Annotated in this window: 21 protein-coding genes; 8 read left to right on the top strand and 13 right to left on the bottom strand. The window is 69.7% G+C overall.

The features are described 5' to 3' along the window. Positions 1–80 precede the first annotated feature (80 nt). From AC1RSK_RS13935 to cysQ, 3 genes are read left to right on the top strand one after another with little or no spacing between them, the layout of a single operon-like run. On the top strand, positions 81–977 hold the full coding sequence (locus tag AC1RSK_RS13935) for a LysR family transcriptional regulator (protein ID WP_492908164.1): 897 nt from the start codon (positions 81–83) through the stop codon (positions 975–977). 34 nt (positions 978–1,011) lie between these two features. Beyond that, positions 1,012–1,203 (top strand): DUF3553 domain-containing protein, encoded by a 192-nt coding sequence (locus AC1RSK_RS13930; protein ID WP_492908162.1) that lies wholly within the window; start codon positions 1,012–1,014, stop codon positions 1,201–1,203. Continuing rightward, positions 1,200–1,970, top strand: a complete 771-nt coding sequence (cysQ, locus tag AC1RSK_RS13925; RefSeq protein WP_492908161.1) for a 3'(2'),5'-bisphosphate nucleotidase CysQ — start codon at positions 1,200–1,202, stop codon at positions 1,968–1,970. Before AC1RSK_RS13930 ends, cysQ begins: the two co-directional genes overlap by 4 nt. A 182-nt stretch (positions 1,971–2,152) precedes the next feature. On the opposite strand, the gene AC1RSK_RS13920 is transcribed toward cysQ, so the two are convergent. The 3 genes from AC1RSK_RS13920 to AC1RSK_RS13910 all read right to left on the bottom strand — a co-directional run bounded on the left by AC1RSK_RS13920 (position 2,153) and on the right by AC1RSK_RS13910 (position 4,919). Continuing rightward, positions 2,153–2,599 (bottom strand): YciI family protein, encoded by a 447-nt coding sequence (locus AC1RSK_RS13920; RefSeq protein WP_492908160.1) that lies wholly within the window; start codon positions 2,597–2,599, stop codon positions 2,153–2,155. A 108-nt stretch (positions 2,600–2,707) separates the two neighbouring features. Then, positions 2,708–3,313: a peptidylprolyl isomerase gene (locus AC1RSK_RS13915; protein WP_492908159.1), complete on the bottom strand. Its 606-nt coding sequence runs from the start codon at positions 3,311–3,313 to the stop codon at positions 2,708–2,710. A 202-nt stretch (positions 3,314–3,515) separates the two neighbouring features. Beyond that, positions 3,516–4,919 carry an aminotransferase class V-fold PLP-dependent enzyme gene (locus AC1RSK_RS13910; RefSeq protein WP_492908158.1) on the bottom strand — a complete coding sequence of 468 codons (1,404 nt, stop codon included), beginning with the start codon at positions 4,917–4,919 and terminating at the stop codon, positions 3,516–3,518. 148 nt (positions 4,920–5,067) lie between these two features. On the opposite strand from AC1RSK_RS13910, the gene AC1RSK_RS13905 reads away from it, so the two are divergent. Continuing rightward, complete coding sequence (locus AC1RSK_RS13905) at positions 5,068–6,351, top strand: cytochrome P450 (protein WP_492908157.1); 1,284 nt, start codon at positions 5,068–5,070, stop codon at positions 6,349–6,351. A 230-nt stretch (positions 6,352–6,581) separates the two neighbouring features. Here the strand turns inward: AC1RSK_RS13905 and AC1RSK_RS13900 are convergent, their stop codons facing one another. The 4 genes from AC1RSK_RS13900 to nepR all read right to left on the bottom strand — a co-directional run bounded on the left by AC1RSK_RS13900 (position 6,582) and on the right by nepR (position 9,404). Continuing rightward, on the bottom strand, positions 6,582–6,737 hold the full coding sequence (locus tag AC1RSK_RS13900; RefSeq protein ID WP_492908156.1) for an entericidin A/B family lipoprotein: 156 nt from the start codon (positions 6,735–6,737) through the stop codon (positions 6,582–6,584). Between the two features lie 107 nt (positions 6,738–6,844). Then, positions 6,845–8,602 carry a sensor histidine kinase gene (locus tag AC1RSK_RS13895; RefSeq protein ID WP_492908155.1) on the bottom strand — a complete coding sequence of 586 codons (1,758 nt, stop codon included), beginning with the start codon at positions 8,600–8,602 and terminating at the stop codon, positions 6,845–6,847. Beyond that, positions 8,599–9,207, bottom strand: coding sequence for a sigma-70 family RNA polymerase sigma factor (locus AC1RSK_RS13890; RefSeq protein WP_492908154.1), 609 nt, complete (start codon positions 9,205–9,207; stop codon positions 8,599–8,601). The genes AC1RSK_RS13895 and AC1RSK_RS13890 overlap by 4 nt, the downstream gene beginning before the upstream one ends. A 2-nt stretch (positions 9,208–9,209) precedes the next feature. Continuing rightward, on the bottom strand, positions 9,210–9,404 hold the full coding sequence (gene nepR / locus AC1RSK_RS13885) for an anti-sigma T factor NepR (protein WP_492908358.1): 195 nt from the start codon (positions 9,402–9,404) through the stop codon (positions 9,210–9,212). 331 nt (positions 9,405–9,735) lie between these two features. Here nepR and phyR point away from each other — a divergent pair, with 331 nt between their 5' ends. After that, complete coding sequence (gene phyR / locus AC1RSK_RS13880; RefSeq protein ID WP_492908153.1) at positions 9,736–10,533, top strand: anti-anti sigma factor/receiver protein PhyR; 798 nt, start codon at positions 9,736–9,738, stop codon at positions 10,531–10,533. Positions 10,534–10,603: 70 nt separating this feature from the next. Here phyR and AC1RSK_RS13875 read toward each other — a convergent pair whose 3' ends face one another. The 3 genes from AC1RSK_RS13875 to AC1RSK_RS13865 form a co-directional block, all read right to left on the bottom strand. Then, a complete protein-coding gene (locus AC1RSK_RS13875; RefSeq protein ID WP_492908152.1) occupies positions 10,604–10,867 on the bottom strand; it encodes a hypothetical protein in 264 nt (87 codons plus the stop codon). A 522-nt stretch (positions 10,868–11,389) separates the two neighbouring features. Continuing rightward, on the bottom strand, positions 11,390–11,824 hold the full coding sequence (locus AC1RSK_RS13870; protein ID WP_492908151.1) for an OmpA family protein: 435 nt from the start codon (positions 11,822–11,824) through the stop codon (positions 11,390–11,392). A 49-nt stretch (positions 11,825–11,873) separates the two neighbouring features. Further along, positions 11,874–12,116 (bottom strand): hypothetical protein, encoded by a 243-nt coding sequence (locus tag AC1RSK_RS13865; protein WP_492908150.1) that lies wholly within the window; start codon positions 12,114–12,116, stop codon positions 11,874–11,876. A gap of 162 nt (positions 12,117–12,278) precedes the next feature. Between AC1RSK_RS13865 and AC1RSK_RS13860 the strand changes: the two genes are divergently transcribed. From AC1RSK_RS13860 to AC1RSK_RS13850, 3 genes are read left to right on the top strand one after another with little or no spacing between them, the layout of a single operon-like run. Beyond that, a complete protein-coding gene (locus AC1RSK_RS13860) occupies positions 12,279–12,644 on the top strand; it encodes a hypothetical protein (RefSeq protein WP_492908149.1) in 366 nt (121 codons plus the stop codon). 3 nt (positions 12,645–12,647) lie between these two features. After that, complete coding sequence (locus AC1RSK_RS13855) at positions 12,648–13,592, top strand: diacylglycerol/lipid kinase family protein (RefSeq protein ID WP_492908148.1); 945 nt, start codon at positions 12,648–12,650, stop codon at positions 13,590–13,592. Next, positions 13,589–14,446 (top strand): metallophosphoesterase family protein, encoded by an 858-nt coding sequence (locus AC1RSK_RS13850; RefSeq protein ID WP_492908147.1) that lies wholly within the window; start codon positions 13,589–13,591, stop codon positions 14,444–14,446. Before AC1RSK_RS13855 ends, AC1RSK_RS13850 begins: the two co-directional genes overlap by 4 nt. 95 nt (positions 14,447–14,541) lie before the next feature. Here the strand turns inward: AC1RSK_RS13850 and AC1RSK_RS13845 are convergent, their stop codons facing one another. Genes AC1RSK_RS13845 through dapB form a run of 3 tightly spaced genes read right to left on the bottom strand, consistent with a single transcriptional unit; the run spans position 14,542 to position 17,975 of the window. Continuing rightward, positions 14,542–15,138 carry an FMN-binding negative transcriptional regulator gene (locus AC1RSK_RS13845; RefSeq protein WP_492908146.1) on the bottom strand — a complete coding sequence of 199 codons (597 nt, stop codon included), beginning with the start codon at positions 15,136–15,138 and terminating at the stop codon, positions 14,542–14,544. Then, positions 15,138–17,183, bottom strand: coding sequence for a prolyl oligopeptidase family serine peptidase (locus tag AC1RSK_RS13840; RefSeq protein WP_492908145.1), 2,046 nt, complete (start codon positions 17,181–17,183; stop codon positions 15,138–15,140). The genes AC1RSK_RS13845 and AC1RSK_RS13840 overlap by 1 nt, the downstream gene beginning before the upstream one ends. Before the next feature lie 6 nt (positions 17,184–17,189). Beyond that, positions 17,190–17,975: a 4-hydroxy-tetrahydrodipicolinate reductase gene (gene dapB / locus AC1RSK_RS13835; protein WP_492908144.1), complete on the bottom strand. Its 786-nt coding sequence runs from the start codon at positions 17,973–17,975 to the stop codon at positions 17,190–17,192. Positions 17,976–18,212: the final 237 nt, after the last annotated feature.

The following is an 18,212-nucleotide window of genomic DNA, read 5'->3' as shown; positions in this document are numbered from 1 at the left end:
GTCTCCTTCGCCGCCGAAGATGTGCCGGAGCCGCATGGAAAAGAATTGCCCAAGCCGTATGAGCCGCTAGTCTAAAATATATGAGCTCGCCCGAAACCGACTGGGAAGGCCAGCGCGCCTTCCTGGCCGTGCTGGAGACCGGCAGCCTGTCTGGCGCCGCCCGCGCCCTGTCGGTCGCCCAGCCCACCGTCCGCCGCCGCATCGAGGCGCTGGAGCAGGGCGTCGGCGCCGCCCTGTTCACCCGCTCGCCGACCGGCCTGACCCCGACGCCCGCCGCCGTCCTGCTCGGCGACCACGCCCGGGCCATGGCCTCGGCCGCCGCCGCCTTCACCCGCGCCGCCAGCGCCGAAGCCCAGGCCGAGTCCGGCACGGTGCGCATCACCGCCAGCGAGATCGTCGCCGTCGAGGTGCTGCCGGCCATCCTGGCCGACTTCCAGGAACGCTATCCGGGCATCGTCCTGGAGCTGGGCGTCGGCAACCGCAGCGAGGACCTGCTGCGCCGGGAGGCCGACATCGCCGTGCGCATGGCCCCGCCCCGCCAGGAGGCCCTGCTGGCCCGGCCGATCGGCGCCATCCCGCTCGGCCTGTTCGCCCACCGCCGGCTGATCGCGCGCCACGGCATGCCGGCCACGGTCGAGGCCCTGCGCGGCCTGCCCCTGATCGGCTTCGAGCACGCCCCGCCCTTCGCCGAGCGCCTGCGCGAAAGCGGCCTTGCGGTCGACAGGGCCGACTTCACCTTTCGCAGTGACAACGACCTGGCCCAGCTGGCGGCGATCCGGGCCGGCCTTGGCTTTGGCGTCTGCCAGATCGCGCTGGGCCGCCGCCATGGCGAACTGGTCCACCTGCTCGACAACGCCTTCCGCTATCCGCTCGACACCTGGGTGGTCATGCACGAGGACCTCAAGGGCCTGCGCCGCATGCGGCTGGTGTTCGACACCCTGGCCGAGGGCCTGACCGCCTATCTGCGCGAGGCCTGACAAACCGCCGACGAACCGCTAGAGCCTGTGGCCCATGGCGCTCAGCGATCCCTTCCTCGAGCCCGGCGCCCTGGTGCGGCATCCGGATCGGCCGGACTGGGGACTGGGCCAGGTGCAGTCCTGCATCGGCCATCGGGTGACCGTGGACTTCGAGAATGCCGGCAAGCAGGCCCTCGACATGCGGGCCGTGCGGCTGGACGTGGTGGACGATGGAGAGTTTGAGTGAGCAGTGATCCGGACAACATCGGCGCCGTCCTGGCCGACATCGTCGAGGAAGCCGGCCGGCTGATCCTGCCGCTGTGGCGCACGGCCCTGACCGTCGACGCCAAGGCCGACGACAGCCCGGTCACCGAGGCCGATCGCCAGGGCGAGATCCTCATCACCCGCCTGCTGGCGCAGCACTTCCCGGACATCCCGGTCATCGGCGAGGAGCATGCGTCCGAATACGGCACGCCGGACGAGATCGGCCCGCGCTTCTTCCTCGTCGACCCGGTCGACGGCACCAAGGCCTTCGTGCGCGGCGACCCCAGCTGGACGGTCAACATCGGCCTGATCCAGGACCGCCACCCCGTCGCCGGCGCCGTCTGTTCGCCGGCCAGCGGCGAGACCTGGTTCACCTCGGCCTCCGGCGCCCTGAAGCGCGTGAACGGCGCCCCTGCCCAGGCCTGCCGCGTCCGCCCCTGGCCCCAGGGCCAGGCGATCGCCCTGATCAGCCACACCATGAAGGAAGAGACCACCCGAAAGCTGGCCGAGACCTATCGTTTCGACACCACGCTGGCGATGGACAGCTCGGTGAAGCTCTGTCGCATCGCCGAGGGCAGCGCCGACATCTACCCCCGCCATGGCCCGACCAGCGAATGGGACATCGCCGCCGCCCAGGCGGTGCTGGAAGCCGCCGGCGGCACGGTGCTGACCCCGGACGGCGCCCCCTTCCTCTATGGCAAGGCCGACGAGCAGTTCCGCAACGGTTGGTTCGTGGCGCGGGGCGGTTGATCCGGCGCACGCGCTCCCTCCCCTTTATGGGGAGGGTGTCACGCGTAGCGTGACGGGTGGGGTAATCGGATGGAGCCCGCTAATCCCTGAAGGTTGGCGCCCTATGATCTTCGTACCCCACCCTGCGCGCTGCGCGCGCTGTCCCTCCCCATAAAGGGGAGGGAGGGGCTGCGGAGGGCGCCCTACGCCTTCGGGGCCTTGGCCAGCTGGTCCTCGCGCCAGCCCTTCTCCTGCTCGATGATCTCCTCCGAGGCGATGCCGGCGAAGTCCTCGGGTTCGAAGAAGCGGCGCAGTTCGATGACGTCCTCGACGTCACCGTCCTTGAAGTCGGGGCGCGGCACCTTGGAGAGCCACATCAGGGCCTCGTCCCAGTCCTTGACGTTGAGCACCCAGTAGCCGGCGATCAGCTCCTTGGTCTCGGCGAACGGCCCGTCGGTGATCACCCGCTTGCCGCCCTTGAAGCTCAGCCGCGCGCCCTTGCTGGACGGATGCAGCCCCGCCCCGTCGACCAGCACCCCGGCGGCGATCAGTTCGTTGTTGTAGGCGCCCATTTCCTCGACCTGCTCGGTGGTCGGCATGACGCCGGCTTCGGTTTCGGCGTTGGCCTTGACGATCATCAGAACACGCATGGTCTCATCTCCCGTTGGAGGCCGCTCCCTCGATCAGGCTGCGCGGCCGGTTCGCCCCCTAGGACGGGCGGCCCTCGCCAGGGCCGACATTTTTCTTTCGAACTTTTTTCAGGCCCGTTTGACCGACTGGATCGGCACGAAGGTCTCCAGCATCTGGCCGACCATGGCCGGGTTATCGGCCTTCTGTGACTTGGGCATGACCAGGATGCGTTTGACCAGATCCATGCCCTCGACCACCCGGCCGAAGGCGGCATAGCCCAAGTTATCGCCGGTGGCGGCCGGGTTGGCGTCCAGGTAGCCGGCGTCGCCGACGCAGATGAAGAAGTCGCTGGTGCCGGTGCCCGGCGCATTGCGGGCCAGGCTGAGCGTGCCGTCGACATGTTTCAGGCCGGTCTGGCTGGTCGGCTCGTGGGCCACCGGCGGGATCGGCTTGCCGGGTTTGGCCCCGCCCTGGATCAGCCCCATCAGCGGATTGGTCGACACCGCCATGCCGCGATAGATGACCCCGCCGTTGTAACGCCCGGCGTCGACGTATTTCAGGAAGTTGGCCACCGTCAGCGGCGCCTTGTCGCCGGCCAGCTCCAGGATAAGCGGGCCCTCGGCGGTGGTCATGGTCAGGCGCACGACGCCGGGGGTCGCGGTCGGCGTGACCTGCGCCAGGGCAGGCGCGGCGGAGGCGGCGGCAAGGCCGGTCAGGACGGTGCGGCGGATCATGGTGGGCTCCAGGATTACGAAATCCTACAGGGTCGAACGCGCTCGCGCCAACCTCCCTCCCCTTCATGGGGAGGGACAGCGAGGCGAAGCCTCGCGGGGTGGGGAAGTCGGATGCCGCCAATCCCCGGCGCCGGTGAAGCCGCCCACTACCCCACCCGTCACGCTAGGCGTGACACCCTCCCCATAAAGGGGAGGGAGGGCGCTAGCGCCTGATATTGCTGAGAATCTGCGCCGCGAAATCCACGTCCGCCTCGGTGTTGCGAAAACTCGGCGTCAGCCGCACGTGCCGCGTGGAATAGGGCGCCGCCGAGCCGATCACCTTTGCCGACCGCAGCCGCCGCACCACTCCGTCGGCCGACAGCCCCGGCAGGTCGAAGCTGACGATGCCGGCGCTCAAACCCGGATCCATCGGCGTCCGCAGCACCACATGCGGCATCTGGCTGAGCGCCAGCTTCAGCCGGCTGGCCAGGTCCCGGGTCCGCGCCGCGATCGCCGCCTTGCCGACCATGCCGTGGAAGGCGAAGGCCTCGCTCAGCGCCCAGACATGCTCGAAGGCCTTGAAGCCGCCCGGCGTCATCCGCGCCCCGGTCGTCGCCCCCGGATCATAGCCGCCCAGCCAGGCGCCGTAGGCGTTCGGGGCCAGGAAACTGGGGATGGTCGGCGAGAACCGCGCCAGGCTCTCGGGCCGGAAGAACACCACCCCCGTGCCACGCGGCCCGAACAGCCATTTGTGACAGCCGGCCGCCAGCACGTCGGCCCCCAATTGATCGAACGAGATATCCTCCACGCCGAAACCATGCACCCCGTCGACGCAGAGCAGCACCTTCTTCATGGGCTCGCGCCCGGCGTTGACGCTGCGCAGCGCCGCCGCGATCTCCGGAATCGGCATCTTCAGCCCCGTCGAGCTGTGCACCCAGGTCAGGGCCAAGACCCGCGTCCGCTCGGTGATCGCCCCCATCAGCCGCCCGACGATCTGCGCCTTGCTCGCCGTCGCCGCCTGGTCGAACAGGCTGATCTTGCGCACCACCGCCCCGCTGCGCAGCGCCGTCAGCCGCAGGCTCTCATGGGTGACATAGTAGTCGTGGGTGGTGGTCAGGATCTCCTCGCCATAGCCGATCAGCAGGCCGTTGTAGGCGAGGCCGATCCCGCTGGTGGTGCTCTCGGTCAGGGCGATGGCTTCCGGGTCGGCCCCGAAATAGAGGCCGGCCGCCCGCCGCGCGGCGTTCTGCAGGGGCCGGTTGTTGGCTTCCAGATAGGCCACCGGGTTGGCGTCCAGCCCGTCGCGGTGCCTTGCGATGGCGTTCCGCACGATCCTCGGGTTGGAGGCGAACAGCATCGCCGACAGGTTCACCCAGCTCCAGTCCAGCGCCCACTGGCCGCGCACCCAGTTCCAGTCGACGATCTTGGGCGCCGCCTCCATCGGCGGCGGCGTGTCGTGATGCTGGGGCCCGCCGAAGTCGGGATCGCTGTCCGGGGGCGGACCCTCGCCGGGCATCGGCATCGGCGCCGGCTCCTGTGCCGCCACCGCGCCGGCGGCCAGCGCCAGCCCGGCCCCGCCCAGCAGGCCGCGGCGGCTGACCGCGCCAGATCGCGTCTTGTCGGACATCACCCCTCCGTCCCCCTGCGCAACCTCTCAGTCCCCGGGCCCAAAGGCATCAAGGTTCTTGCGCGGCGGGAGTTCCACAGGCCCGTTTCGACCCCTTTCCTTCCCTTCCGTCAAAGGCGCATCCTCAGGCTGCGGGAGATAAGAACAGATGACCGACACCCTTCGAATTCCGGACGACATCGCCTTCAAGGCCATCGATCCCAAGGCCTATGCCGACGGAACCGTGCACGAGGCCTTCCGCTGGCTGCGGGCCAACCAGCCGCTCGGCCGGGCCGAGCTGGAGGGGGTCGAGCCCTTCTGGCTGGTGACCAGACACGCCGACATCCTCGAGGTCAGCCGCCAGAACGACCTCTTCCACTCCGGCGACCGGCCGACCACCTTCACCACCAAGGAGGCCGACGCGGCGGTGCGCAAGATGACCGGCGGCAGCCCGCACCTGGTCCGCACCCTGGTGCAGATGGACGCCCCCGATCATCCGAAATACCGGGTGATGACCCAGTCCTGGTTCCTGCCGCAGAACATCCGCAAGCTGGAGGAACGCATCCGCCAGATCGCCCGCGACCACGTCGACGCCATGGCGGCGATGGGCGGGCAATGCGACTTCGTCAACGAGGTGGCGCTGTTCTATCCGCTGCGGGTGATCATGGAGATCATGGGCGTGCGTCCCGAGGACGAGCCACGCATGCTGCGCCTGACCCAGGAGCTGTTCGGGGCCCAGGACCCCGAGCTCAACCGCCAGCGCCAGGAGATGATGGAGGTCCCCGACGCCATGGCCGCCATGCAGGCGGTGATCGCCGATTTCTTCATGTTCTTCAAAGGCATCACCGACGACCGCAAGGAGACGCCGCGCGAAGACCTGGCCAGCGTCATCGCCAACGCCCAGATCGACGGCGCCCCGATCAACGACTTCGAGGCGATGAGCTACTACGTCATCGTCGCCACCGCCGGCCATGACACCACCTCGTCCTCGACGGCGGCGGCGGTCTGGGGGCTGGCGGCGAACCCCGACGAGTTCGCCAAGGTCAAGGCCGACCCCTCGCTGATCCCCGGCCTGGTCGACGAGGCCATCCGCTGGATGACCCCGGTGAAGCACTTCATGCGCTCGGCCACCGACGACGCCGAGATCGGCGGCCAGAAGATCGCCAAGGGCGACTGGCTGTGGCTCGCCTATCCGTCCGGCAACCGCGACGAAGAGGTGTTCAGCGATCCCGACGCCTTCAAGGTCGACCGCAAGGAAGGCAAGCACCTGGCGTTCGGCTATGGCGCGCACCTGTGCCTGGGCCAGCACCTGGCGAAGATGGAAATGCGCATCCTGTTCGAGGAACTGCTGCCGCGGCTGAAGAGCCTGGAGCTGAACGGCGAACCGAAACTGGCGCAGGCCAACTTCGTGGGTGGGCCGAAGACGTTGCCGATCAAGTACGAGATGAGCTGACCGCCGGCGGAGAAGGGTTCGCACCCTCCCTCCCCTTTATGGGGAGGGACAGCGAGGCGTAGCCTCGCAGGGTGGGGAAGTCGGATGCCGCCAATCCCTGCCGTCCGGAGACGCCTCCCAGTACCCCACCCTGGCGGCTTCGCCGCCTGTCCCTCCCCATAAAGGGGAGGGAGAACGAAAAACGGCCCCGGATCGCTCCGGGGCCGTCTTCATTCAGGCTACTCGCCTGCTCAGTTGGGCTTCGCCTTCTCGGCGGTGTCGGACACGGCGTCGCCGGCGGCCGAGACGTCTTCGCCGGCGCCCTTGACGGTGTTGCAGGCGGTGGTGGTCACCGCGGCGGCGGCCAGCGTGGCGGTCATGGCGGCCAGAACGATCAGCTTACGCATTACGGACTTCTCCTGTGGGGTCGCCCCGGAACGCAGGGCTGGTGAACTTGCGGAGAAGAAACGTCAGGGACAGGGCGGGGTTCCGCCCGGGCCATCATCCGTTTGAACTAATCCACCGACTCCGGCGTCGGGAACACCAGGGTCACGGTCAGTCCGCCGGCCGGGTTGATCGACATCTCCGTCCGCCCGCGCAGCTGGCGCGAGAAGGCCGTCATCAGGGTGCGTCCCACCCCCTTGGCCTCCAGCGTCTCCAGCGGGGGCCGCAGGCCGCCGCCGTCGTCGGCGATGCTCAGGGTGGCGTCCGGCCCCTCGACCTTGAACACCACCGTCAGCGCCCCGCCATGGTCGGCCAGGCCGTGCTTCTGGGCGTTGGTGATGGCCTCGACGGCGAACAGCGCCACCGGCGCCAGCTTGTCAGGATCGATGATCAGCGGATCGGCCCGCACCTCGACCTTGACCGTCCCCTGCGCCGTCTCGGTCATCATCAACTGGGCGGTCAGCTCCTCCAGGAACGGCCGCAGGTCGGCGTGGCGCAGGTCGTTGCCCTGGTAGAGGGCGCGGTAGATCAGGGCCAGGGCGGTGATCCGCTGGCGGGTGTCGCTGATCGCCTGCCGGGCCCCGGGGTCGGTGAGGGCCCGCTCCTGCATCGACAGCAGGGAGGAGATGACCTGCAGATTGTTCTTCACCCGGTGGTGGATCTCCCGCAGCAGGTCGTCCTTCTGGGTCAGGTTGTCCTGCAGGGTGGTGTCGCGGGCGACGATGGCGGCGGCCATCTCGTCCAGGGTCTCGGCCAGCTGGCGGATCTCCGGCGGCGCCGCCTCGGCCTGCAGCGGCCGGACGGTGAAGCGGCCGCGGGCGTAGATGTCGGCGATCCGCTGCAGATAGACGATCCAGCGCACCACCGACTGGTCGGCGGCCCAGAACACCGCCAGCAGCGCCACGCTGAAGGCCAGCAGCGGGAACACCAGCCCCGACAGCGGGTCCAGCCAGGCGCTGGAGAAGATGCCGCGCGACGGCGCCGACAGCACCACATAGAGGCCGTCGCCGACCAGCGGGGCGATGGCGTAGACGCGCTCGCCGTCGGACGCGCCCTGGGCGGTGATCAGGGCGCCGTCCGGCCCGCGCGCCTGGTCGATCCAGGCCTTGGGAATCTTCGGGAAGGCCTTGGGGTCCGAGGCCGAGATGATGCTGCCCGTATCGTCGACCAGGGCCACGGCGGAGCCTTTGGGCAGGGCCCGTTCCTTTGTCTCCGGCTGCAGACTGCTCAACGGGATGACGGCGGTCAGCACCCCGTCGGCCTGGGGACCTGCGCGCACCGAGGCCAGCAGCACCGGTTCGCCGGCGTAGGGCACGCCCGGGTCGAGGGTCATGGTGCTGGTCTTGCCGGTGAACAGCTGGCGGAACCAGGGCCGGTCGCGGCGCTCCGGGTCGGGCGGCGTGGCGCCGGCCGAACAGGCGACCCGGCCGGTGGCGTCGAAGCGGATCAGGTTGGCGTAGCCGTCCAGGCGGTGGGTCAAGCCGCTCAGCCGCCGGGCGCAGTCGAGGCCGACGACGTCGGGCGCCAGGGTCTCCAGAAGAATCGCCGAAGCGTCCATGCGAATCTTGGCGTTGGCCACGCTGCGCTCCGCGGCGCTCTGCAGATCCCTGCGCTGCTGGGCGGCCTCGCGGCGGAACGACAGGGCCGACTGCACCGCCCCCAGCAGCAGCACGGGGATCAGGGCCAGGGCCAGGGCCCCGGCCAGGCGCGCGCGGATGGTGCGGGCGCTGCCCGAAGACCCGTAGGGGGGCGACGGGTGGACGGGCGGTGGGACGACCGCTTCCCCGGGCTCTATCGGCCCGAGCCGTCCACGAAAGAACTGCCTCACCGTCCGGCGGCGCTCAGGCGTTCGGCCTCACCCAGGATGGAGCCCATGGCCTCGCCGGCGGCGCGGCCGTCGCGCCCGTAGGCCCCGGATTCGAGGATGCCCTGCACCGCCTTGCGCGCCCGGCTGACCCGGCTCTTCACCGTGCCGACCGCGCAGCCGCAGATCTCGGCCGCTTCCTCGTAGGCGAAGCCGCCGGCCCCGACCAGGATCAGCGCTTCCCGCTGTTCGGCCGGCAGGATGTTCATCGCTTGCCGCAGCTCGTCCAGGGCGACGGGCGATTCGGGATCGTCCACCGCCATCAGGGTGCGCTCGGCGGCCTCCTGGTCCAGCTGCGTCGAGCGCCAGGAGCGGCGCTTGTCGCTGTAGAACTGGTTGCGCAGGATCATGAAGGTCCAGGCCTTCATGTTGGTGCCCAGCTGGAAGGAGGCGCGGGCGTCCCAGGCCTTGATCAGGGCGTCCTGGGCCAGGTCGTCGGCCTGGGTGGCATCCCCGGTCAGGGTGCGGGCGAAGGCGCGCAGGTGGGGGATCAAGGTCACCAGTTCTTTCTGGAAGACATTGTCGCGGGCGGCCCCGGTCAGGCTCGCCAGTTCCTCGATGGCGCTCAATTCTAGCGCTCCCCGGGCTTGGCGCCGCTATCGGCGCGGCGCAGGATATCGAGGAATTCGTCGGGGACCGGCTCGTTGACCACCTCATCGAACATCTGACGCAGCTTCACGCCGATGGCGCGCTGGCGCAGGCGGGCTTCGTCGAGGCCCTCGGAGGCGGCTCGGCGGCCGGGCGGTGTTTGCTGCTGATCAATCATGCCGTCGGCGTCCGAAGACGCCTCTTCCCCGTACTTGCTGGTTCTGTCCCGCTTCAACGCAGTCCACCCCCTCAGGTTCCACCACAGAGCATGTCAGGCCGAAGTGTATGCGGTTCGGCCGCCCGGACATGCTCTAATGTATATGACGCGGACCCCACATGGGGTCCGGGGCTCGGAGAAGTTCCCGGCCGATATGATGAACCAAAGTTCCAACGCGTGGAACCATCGTTGCGTTCCGGCCGTTTGAAGCTCAGGTTCATTGCGGACGCGTCTTGGCGCGCCTGTCTGTGCGCCCGATGTTTTTCGAAGACCAATATGAGACGGAGGGGTCATGAGTCTTCTCGCCCGACTGGCGCCGCATCTGCCCTATGTTCGCCGCTATGCGCGCGCCCTCACCGGCAGCCAGCAGACCGGTGACCAGTATGTGCGGGTGGCGCTCGAGGCCTTGGCCGCCGGGGAGCTGACGCTGCCCGAGCAGCTGTCGCCGCGCGTCGCCCTCTATCATGTCTTCCACGCCATCTGGGGCACCTCCGGGGCCCAGCTGGAAGACCGCAATCCCGAAGGCGACGCCGGCCACGCCCCCGCCGACCGGCTGATGCGCATCGCCCCCCGCTCGCGACAGGCCTTCCTGCTGACGGCGCTGGAGGGCTTCACGCCCTCCGAGGCGGCCCAGATCCTCGACACCGGCTATCCGGAGGTCGAGCGGCTGATCGCCCAGGCCCAGGCTGACATCGACGCCGAGCTGGCCACCGACGTCCTCATCATCGAGGACGAGCCGGTCATCGCCGCCGACATCGAGGCCCTGGTCCGCGAGCTTGGTCACAATGTCATCGATATCGCCGCCACCCGCAGCGAGGCGCTGGAAGCCATCGCCAAGAAGCAGCCGGGCCTGGTGCTGGCCGACATCCAGCTGGCCGACGGCAGCTCCGGCATCGACGCGGTCAAGGATATCCTCGGCAAGATGAATGTGCCGGTGATCTTCATCACCGCCTTCCCCGAGCGCCTGCTGACCGGCGAGCGCCCGGAACCGACCTTCCTGATCACCAAGCCCTTCCAGCCGGAAACGGTGAAGGCGGCGATCGGCCAGGCGCTGTTCTTCCATCCGGGCAGGCAGAAGATCGCCGCCTGAGACGGATCGCAGACATGAAGAAGGGGCCGTCCTCGCGGGCGGCCCCTTTTTCGTGGCTTGAGCCCCGGATCTAGGACGGCGGCGCGGTCGGCCCCGGATCGGCCGGCGGCGAGGCCTGGCCCTGGACGTTCTCGCGGGTCGGCGGAACCTGGGTCTTCTGGGCGGCGGTCAGGTCGCCCGAGCGCATCGCCCAGGCGGAGAACAGCACGATGACCGCCAGCAGCGTCGAGGCCACCAGCACCCAGAACGCATGCCGGCCCCACCGGCCCTGCCGGACCTCGGTCACTTCGATATGGGTGTGATCGCCATCGGCGTCGTGGATCACTTCGGCCATGCTCGGCTCCTTCCGGTCGGAAAAATGCGCCGACGCATCGACGCCCTCGCGGGGGAAAACGCTTGTGAAACAACGGCGTTCCGCTGGCCAGAAACGACCGTCGGCGGGCCGACAAAAAAACTTCGAAAAAAATCACCTGAGGCGGGAACGGTTTTCCGCGATTGCCGTTTTCCCTTTGCGGAGGCGGCGACGCCCCCCCCGACTTGAGGCTGACCACAGTCAGCCAGCCGTCTCCGCACCCCAATTCTCGATGATGCAAGACTAAGAAAAGGGCGGATCCAAAAAGGGTCCGCTCTTTTTTCGTGCGCGCCATCGGCGCGCCCTTCTCCCGCTTGTCGGGAGAAGGTGGCCGCGTAGCGGCCGGATGAGGGCAGCGCCGGCCTAGGGGAGTCGAGCGCGTTCTGGCGTCGTTCGGCGCCGTCGTTACATGCGAAGAAGGGCAGCCCATCCAAGGCCGGTGCTGCCCTCATCCGAGCCCTACGGGCCCACCTTCTCCCGACAAGCGGGAGAAGGGCGCTTCGCTTAGGTGCTTGGCGACAGCCGCAGGATCACCTCCGCCCGGCGCCGCAGCGGCGCGGCCGCCCCGGTCGGCGTCAGGGCGCCGCTGGCGCCTTCGGCGGTGACGCGGACGTCCTTCAGGCCAAAGCCGTTCAGCGTCTTGGTGACCATCGCCGCCCGTTTCTCGGACAGCTTCATGTTGGCCTCGGGCGAGCCGACCGAGTCGGCCAGGCCGGTGACGTCGACCCGGTCGATGGTGCAGCCCTTGGCCTGGGCGGCGGCGCCGCGCAGCACCGCCTTGCCCTCGCTGCTGATGGCGGCCGAGGCCGGCTCGAAATAGATGGCGACGTTGACGTCCTCACAGGGCGTGAAGCGGGCGACCTCCGTCTTCGGCGTGGTCTTGCAGGCGGTCAGCGCCAAGGCCGCGACGCCCAGGATCATCAGGTTGCGAAACATCATCTACCCCTCCATGCCCCCAAGCATCAGGCTGGGGGCCCTTGAAACCCTGTCAGCTGCGCGGCTGGCCGTTTTCCCAGAAATAGGCCCCGCGCTTGACGTCGAAATAATAGTACCGGCCGCGCTTCTCGTCGAAGTATTGGCGCCGGTTCACGCCGTCCTTGGCGCCGCTTTGGGGACGGGGCTGCGCGGCCATCCGCTCCCCGGCCGGCGGTGGCGGGGGCGCCGGCACGCTGGCGCAGGCGGTCAGGGCCAGAAGGCTCGCGCTGACGACCAGGACTGACGATGGACGCAAGGGACTCTCTTTAAGGCAAGCGCCGGGGTTCGCCCCATGGCGCGCCCCGTTTGTTACCCAACGCCGTTACACCGCCTGGGGTTCCCGTGATGGAACCGGCCGGAACTTCCCGGCTTTCGCTTCCGTTCTGCTCCTGAAAGCCCCATCGTACCGGAGAGCGCCATGAACCTGTTCCAACGCAAAGCCCCCGCCCATGCCCCCCACCACGCGGCGACGCATGGCCATAGCGACGCCGAGCTGCGCGCCGCCTATGAGCGCGGCCGCAAGGAAGAGCGCGCCCGTCATCGCCGCTCGCCCTTCCTGGTCATGGGCCTGGTCGCCGTCGCCCTGATCGGCGGGACCTCGCTGGTGCTGGCCGCCAAGGAGGGCTCGTTCCGCGACGGCGGGGCCCTGATGGACGCCGGCGTCTCCACCGCCGCCCGCGAGGCCGGGCCGACCCTGAAGAAGAGCGCCGACGCCGCCGGCGAGGGCCTGCGTGAAGTCCAGGGCCGCATGTCCAGCGAACCCGCCAAACAGCCGGCGAGCTGACGGGTGGCGGGGGGCAAGACGCCGGCCCGGCGCAAGCCGGCGCCCGAGAAGCCGGCCCTTCGCAAGGTTGCAGGCATCCGCAAGGTCGAGGTGATCGCCAACCCCCTGTCGGGCAGCGTCGGTCCGGGCGTCTGCGAGGAGGCCTCGGCCCTGCTCGCCGCCTATGATCTGGAGGTGAATGTCCATCGCTGCGAGGCCGGCAGGCTGCATGAGATCATCGCCGCCGCCCTGGCCGCCAAGCCGGACCTGATCATCGTCATCGCCGGCGACGGCACCGCCCGGGCCGTGGCCGAGGCCGCCGGCCCCGGCGGGCCCCTGGTCGCGCCGCTGCCGGGCGGCACCATGAACATGCTGCCCTTCGCCATCTATGGCCAGACGACCTGGCCCGAGGCGCTGGAAGCCATCCTGACCGACGGCGAGGAGCGGCGCATCTCCGGCGGCACGGTGGAGCGGCACAGCTTCTACGTCGCCGCCATCCTCGGCTCGCCCGCCCTCTGGGCCCGGGCCCGGGAGGCGGCCCGCCACGGCAAGCTCTGGCTGGCGATCCAGCGCGCCCGCCGCGCCGCCCAGCAGGCCTTCAGCGGCCGCCTGCGGTTCTCCCTCGACGGCGCCCCGCGCGAGAAGGCCGAGGCCCTGACCTTCATGTGCCCGCTGGTCTCCAAGGCCGTCGACAGCGACGCCAGCGGCCTGGAGGCCGCCGCCCTCGACCCGACCGGCGCGGTCGACGTCTTCCGCCTGGCCCTGGCCGCCGCCGCCGGCCAGTGGCGGGCCGATCCCTCGGTCAACGTCACCCTGGTCCGCCAGGCCTACAGCTGGGCCGGCGGTCCGATCCCGGCCATCCTCGACGGCGAGTCCGTGCGCCTGGGCCGCACCGCCCTGGTCCGCTTCAAGCCCAACGCCTTCCGCGCCCTCGTGCCCCGGACCCTGGTTCCAAAGGCGGCCGCATGAGCGCATTGCGGCTCTTCCACGCCTCCGACATCCATTTCGGCGGCGAGAACCAGGCGGCGGTGGCCGGCGCCGCCCGCTGGCTGGCCGACCATCCGGTCGACCTGGCCATCCTCACCGGCGACCTGACACGTGAAGGCCAGCCCCGTGAGTTCGAGGCCGCCCGCGCCTGGATCGACGCCCTGCCGGTGCGGGCGGTGGTCACCGCCGGCAACCATGACGTCCCCTATTTCAACATCCCCTACCGGATGCTGATGCCCTGGACCCGCTTCGACCGCTGGCTGGGCGACATTAAGGCCCCGCCGCCGACCCCAGGCCTCAGCTACGCCGGGGTCAACACCGCTCGCGGCGTGCAGCCCCGCGCCAACTGGTCGAAGGGCCAGATCAGCATGGCCCAGGTCCGCAAGGCCATCGGCCGGCTTCGCACCGGCGCGGCCGGCGCGCTCAAGCTGGTCGCCTGCCACCATCCGCTGGTCGAGGTGGTCGGCGGCCCGATGACCGGCAACGTCTGGGGCGGGCCGACGGCGGCCGAGGCCTTCACCGCCGCCGGGGCGGACCTGGTCCTCACCGGCCACATCCACACCCCCTTCGTCCACGCCTACCCGTTCGGCGACCAGCGCACCTACGCCGTCGGCGCCGGCACCCTGTCGATCCGCGAACGCGGCGTGGCGCCCAGCTTCAACTGCCTGGAAATCGAGGCGGAGTGCATCACCGTCACCGCCATGACCTGGCAGGGAGTCAGGTACGAGCCCTACCGCACCTGGCGCGTGGACCGGCGCACCTCCGAATCCTTCTCCCGCTTGTCGGGAGAAGGTGGCCCCCGAAGGGGGTCGGATGAGGGCAGAGCGGAACGCTAGGGCTGTGCGCCAGAACCCTCTCAAATCTCAATGAGCCGGTGCTGCCCTCATCCGACCGCTTCGCGGCCACCTTCTCCCGACAAGCGGGAGAAGGGCTAAAGCTGACGCATCAACGCCGAAATCTCAGTCTCACCCAACGCCTCCAACGCCTCCGCCACCGCGGCCCGCGCCTCCGGCGGCTTGTTCTGGCCCAGCTTGGTGATGCCCTCGAACCGCTCGACCGTCACCTCGTAGGCGACGATCATCTTCAGCAGGGTGTCGAACCGACCCTCGCTCATCTTGCCCCGTTTCCAGACCGGCTTGGGCGCGAGATCGCCCTCGAAACGGTCGGACAGGTCGTCCAGCAGGACGGCGGCGTCCTCAGACGACAGAATCCGCGCCGGGCCTTCCAGCTCTACCGACAGGTAGTTCCAGGTCGGCACCTGGTCATCCTGGCCATACCAGTCGGGGCTGATGTAGGCGTGCGGACCGGTGATCACCGCCAGCACCGGCGACCCGTCCACGAGCGCTCTGGCCACCGGATTGGCCCGCGACAGGTGGAAGCGCAGCCGCCGATCCTCCAGCAGGACCGGCGCATGGGCGGCCAGCGGCCGGCCGCCGTCGCTGGCGCAGATCAGGGCGAACGGCGCGGCCGCCACCCGGGCCGCCAGCGCCGCCTCTTCGGTTTCCAGGAACAGCGGCGAGGGGTGCACTATTTGACCCGGTACTTCTCGAACCAGGCGATGATCGCCCCGGCCTTGGCTCCTGACTGTGAGGGCCGCGCGGCGATGCCGCCGTGGCTGGCGCCCGGCACGATGACGAAGGCGCTCGGCACCTTCCTCAGCTGCAGGGCCTGGTAATACTGGGCCGCTTCCGACACCGGCGTGCGGTAGTCGTTCTCGCCGACCACCACCAGGGTCGGGGTTTTCACATTGCCCACCAGGCTGAGGGGCGAGCGGTCCCAATAGGCCTTCTGGTCCTCCCACGGCATCTTGGAGAACCAGTAGCCGGCCGTGACCAGCGGGATGTCGCTGGTCAGCGCCTCGGTCGTCCAGTTGATCACCGGCTTCTGGGTGGCGGCGGCGCGGAAGCGGTCGGTCTTGCCGATGATCCAGGCGGTCAACACCCCGCCGCCCGAGCCGCCGGTGACGAACAGATTGCGGTCGTCGACATGGCCGCCGGCGATGGCGGCGTCGACGGCGCTGATCAGGTCGTCGTAGTCGGGACCCGGGTACTTCTTGTCGATCAGGTTGGCGAACTCCTCGCCATACGAGGTCGAGCCGCGCGGGTTGGTGTAGAGCACGATGTAGCCGGCCGCCGCGTAGAGCTGCATGTCGGTGGCGAAGTAGGGGCCGTAGGAGGTGTTCGGCCCGCCGTGGATCTCCAGGATCAGCGGGTACTTCCTGGCCGGGTCGTAGTTCGGCGGATAGACCAGCCAGGCCCCCACGGGCCGCCCGTCGAGGCTGGATTTGACCTCCAGCGCCTCGACCTTGCCCAGCGTCTTGGCCCCCAGCAGGTCCTCGTTCAGCCGCGTGGCCTGCACCGAGGCGCCGCCGCCGCTCTGGATATAGAGGTCGGCCGGTCGCGAGGTCGTGGCGCGGGTGTAGGCGATAACCCCGCCGTTCATGTCGAAGGCGCCGCCGCTGTAGGGCCGGTCCAGCCCGCCGCCGCCAAGGGTGAGGGCCATCGGCGAGACCTTGCCGGCCAGGTCGACCCGGCCCAGCCGGGTGACGGCCTGGTCGACGTACTGGAAGGTGATGCTCTTGCCGTCGGCCGCCCAGCGGAAGTCGTCGATCGACCGATCCAGATCGCTGGCCAGCCGGCGCGGATTGCTGCCGTCGGCATTGGCCACATAGAGATGGGTGTCGTGGTAGGCCCAGCGCTTGTCGTCGAAGCCCAGGTAGGCGATCAGCCTGCCGTCCGGCGACAGGGCGGGGGCGAAGTCGGGGCCGACGCGGGTTGTCAGCCGCTTCACCGCGCCGGTGGCCACGGTCAGCTCATAGAGATCGACCAGCGAGGGATCGTGCTCCCAGCCGGCCTCGCGGGCGCTGGAGAACAGGATCTTCGAGCCATCCCTGCTCCAGCTCAGCGGCCCCTGGTTGTCGAAGGCGCCGCTGGTCAGCTGGCGCGGCGCCCCGCCGTCGGCCGAGACGACATAGACCTGGCCGGCTCCGGGCTTCAGAAAACCCTCTGAGTCGGTCTTGTAGCGCAGGCCCTCGATGATCTTCAGCGGCTCGGCCCAGGTCGCCCCCTCGGGCTTCTTGGGCGCCGTACCGCTGGTCAGGGTCAGGCCATTGGCCCCGGTGAACATCAGGAAGGCGATGGATTTGCCGTCGGGCGACCAGGCGATGCTGTCGGGTCCTTCCGGCAGGGTCGCGATCCTCGCCGTCGCCCCGGTGTCCATCCAGCGGACGAACAGCTGGGCCGAACCCTCGGCCGTCGAGACGTAGGCCAGGCGTTTGCCGTCCGGCGACCAGCGCGGGCTCATGGCGTTGCCGGTTCCGGTCACCAGCGGCTGCTGGGCCCGGGTAGCGACATCGACGATCCAGATCGCGCGGCGGGCACGGTCGGAATTGATGTCGTTGCTGGCCCGCACATAGACCACCTGCTTGCCGCCCGGCCGCACCTGCGGGTCGGTGGCCTGCTCCAGGCCGAACAGGTCCTGCGCCGTCAGGGTCGGCGAGCCTGGAATCTGAGCCGAGACGGGCGCGGCGATCAGGCAGGCCGAGGCGGCCAGCAGCAAGGTCAGCGTCTTCATGGACGGTTACTCTCCAGCGGGGCCCTTGAGCCCCAATACATCCTGCATGTCGTAGAGCCCGGGCGGCTTGCCCGCCACCCAGGCCGCCGCGGCGATGGCCCCCCGCGCGAACAGACCCCGGTCGCTGGCGCTGTGGGAGAGGGTCAGCACCTCCTCCTCGCCGGCGAAGATGACGCTGTGGTCGCCGATGATGCCGCCGCCGCGCACGACCGAAAAGCCGATGCCGCCCGCCCTGCGCGCACCGGTGATGCCGTCGTGTGGCGCCAGCCGGGCCTCGGCCAGGGTAACGCCCCGCCCCGTCGCGGCCGCTTCGCCGAGCATCAGGGCCGTGCCTGACGGGGCATCGACCTTGCGCCGGTGGTGAGCCTCGAAGACCTCGATGTCGAAATCGTCCGGCAGCGCCCTGGCCGCCTGGGCCACCAGCCCCAGCAGCATGTTGACCCCCAGGCTGTAGTTGCCCGACCGCACGATGGGAATCCGCGTCGCCGCCGCATCGATCCGCCGGATCTGGTCCGGCGACAGTCCCGTCGAGCCGATGACCAACGCCACCCCGCCGCGCCCGGCGGCGGCTTCGGCCAGGGCGACCGAGGCCTCCGGCACGGTGAAGTCGATGACCACCTCGGCGGCGCCCAGCGCCTGCGCCTGGCTGACCAGCCCGGCCCCTTCGGCGTCCGGGCGATCGAAGCGGGCGGTGACGACGACGTCCTCGCGCCCCTGCGCCGTGCGCTCCAGCGCCTGCCCCATGCGGCCCAGCGCCCCGGCGATGGCGAGACGGACGGGGGATGCGGTCACGGGCGGCTCCTTGGAATGGGAGGGGAACAAAGCACAGGCGGGCGGGAAATCAACACACAGTTCCTCCTCCGGCGCGAAGCGACGGGGGAGGGGGACCGCGCGCGGATGCGCGTGGTGGAGGGGGCAGCGCCGGATTGTCAGGATAGGGCAGGTTCTGGCGCGGCTTTGACAGCTGCGTTCATGATCAACCCCACCGCCGGCGCGGGGGGGGGGGGGGGGGGGGGGGGGGGGGGGGGG

The sequence above is a fragment of the Caulobacter sp. GW821-FHT11A05 genome, assembly GCF_058809015.1.
The sequence above is the reverse complement of the archived record's forward strand: the minus strand, read 5'-3'. Positions and strand labels throughout refer to the sequence as shown.

Excerpts from the sequence above, each read along its gene's own strand:
- AC1RSK_RS13930 (WP_492908162.1), top strand. The coding sequence starts at position 1,012 with ATGGCGCTCAGCGATCCCTTCCTCGAGCCCGGCGCCCTGGTGCGGCAT.
- AC1RSK_RS13915 (WP_492908159.1), bottom strand. The coding sequence starts at position 3,313 with ATGATCCGCCGCACCGTCCTGACCGGCCTTGCCGCCGCCTCCGCCGCG.
- AC1RSK_RS13860 (WP_492908149.1), top strand. The coding sequence starts at position 12,279 with ATGAACCTGTTCCAACGCAAAGCCCCCGCCCATGCCCCCCACCACGCG.
- AC1RSK_RS13875 (WP_492908152.1), bottom strand. The coding sequence starts at position 10,867 with ATGGCCGAAGTGATCCACGACGCCGATGGCGATCACACCCATATCGAA.
- AC1RSK_RS13905 (WP_492908157.1), top strand. The coding sequence starts at position 5,068 with ATGACCGACACCCTTCGAATTCCGGACGACATCGCCTTCAAGGCCATC.
- AC1RSK_RS13840 (WP_492908145.1), bottom strand. The coding sequence starts at position 17,183 with ATGAAGACGCTGACCTTGCTGCTGGCCGCCTCGGCCTGCCTGATCGCC.
- nepR (WP_492908358.1), bottom strand. The coding sequence starts at position 9,404 with ATGATTGATCAGCAGCAAACACCGCCCGGCCGCCGAGCCGCCTCCGAG.
- AC1RSK_RS13870 (WP_492908151.1), bottom strand. The coding sequence starts at position 11,824 with ATGATGTTTCGCAACCTGATGATCCTGGGCGTCGCGGCCTTGGCGCTG.
- AC1RSK_RS13935 (WP_492908164.1), top strand. The coding sequence starts at position 81 with ATGAGCTCGCCCGAAACCGACTGGGAAGGCCAGCGCGCCTTCCTGGCC.
- AC1RSK_RS13910 (WP_492908158.1), bottom strand. The coding sequence starts at position 4,919 with ATGTCCGACAAGACGCGATCTGGCGCGGTCAGCCGCCGCGGCCTGCTG.
- phyR (WP_492908153.1), top strand. The coding sequence starts at position 9,736 with ATGAGTCTTCTCGCCCGACTGGCGCCGCATCTGCCCTATGTTCGCCGC.
- AC1RSK_RS13920 (WP_492908160.1), bottom strand. The coding sequence starts at position 2,599 with ATGCGTGTTCTGATGATCGTCAAGGCCAACGCCGAAACCGAAGCCGGC.
- AC1RSK_RS13850 (WP_492908147.1), top strand. The coding sequence starts at position 13,589 with ATGAGCGCATTGCGGCTCTTCCACGCCTCCGACATCCATTTCGGCGGC.
- AC1RSK_RS13900 (WP_492908156.1), bottom strand. The coding sequence starts at position 6,737 with ATGCGTAAGCTGATCGTTCTGGCCGCCATGACCGCCACGCTGGCCGCC.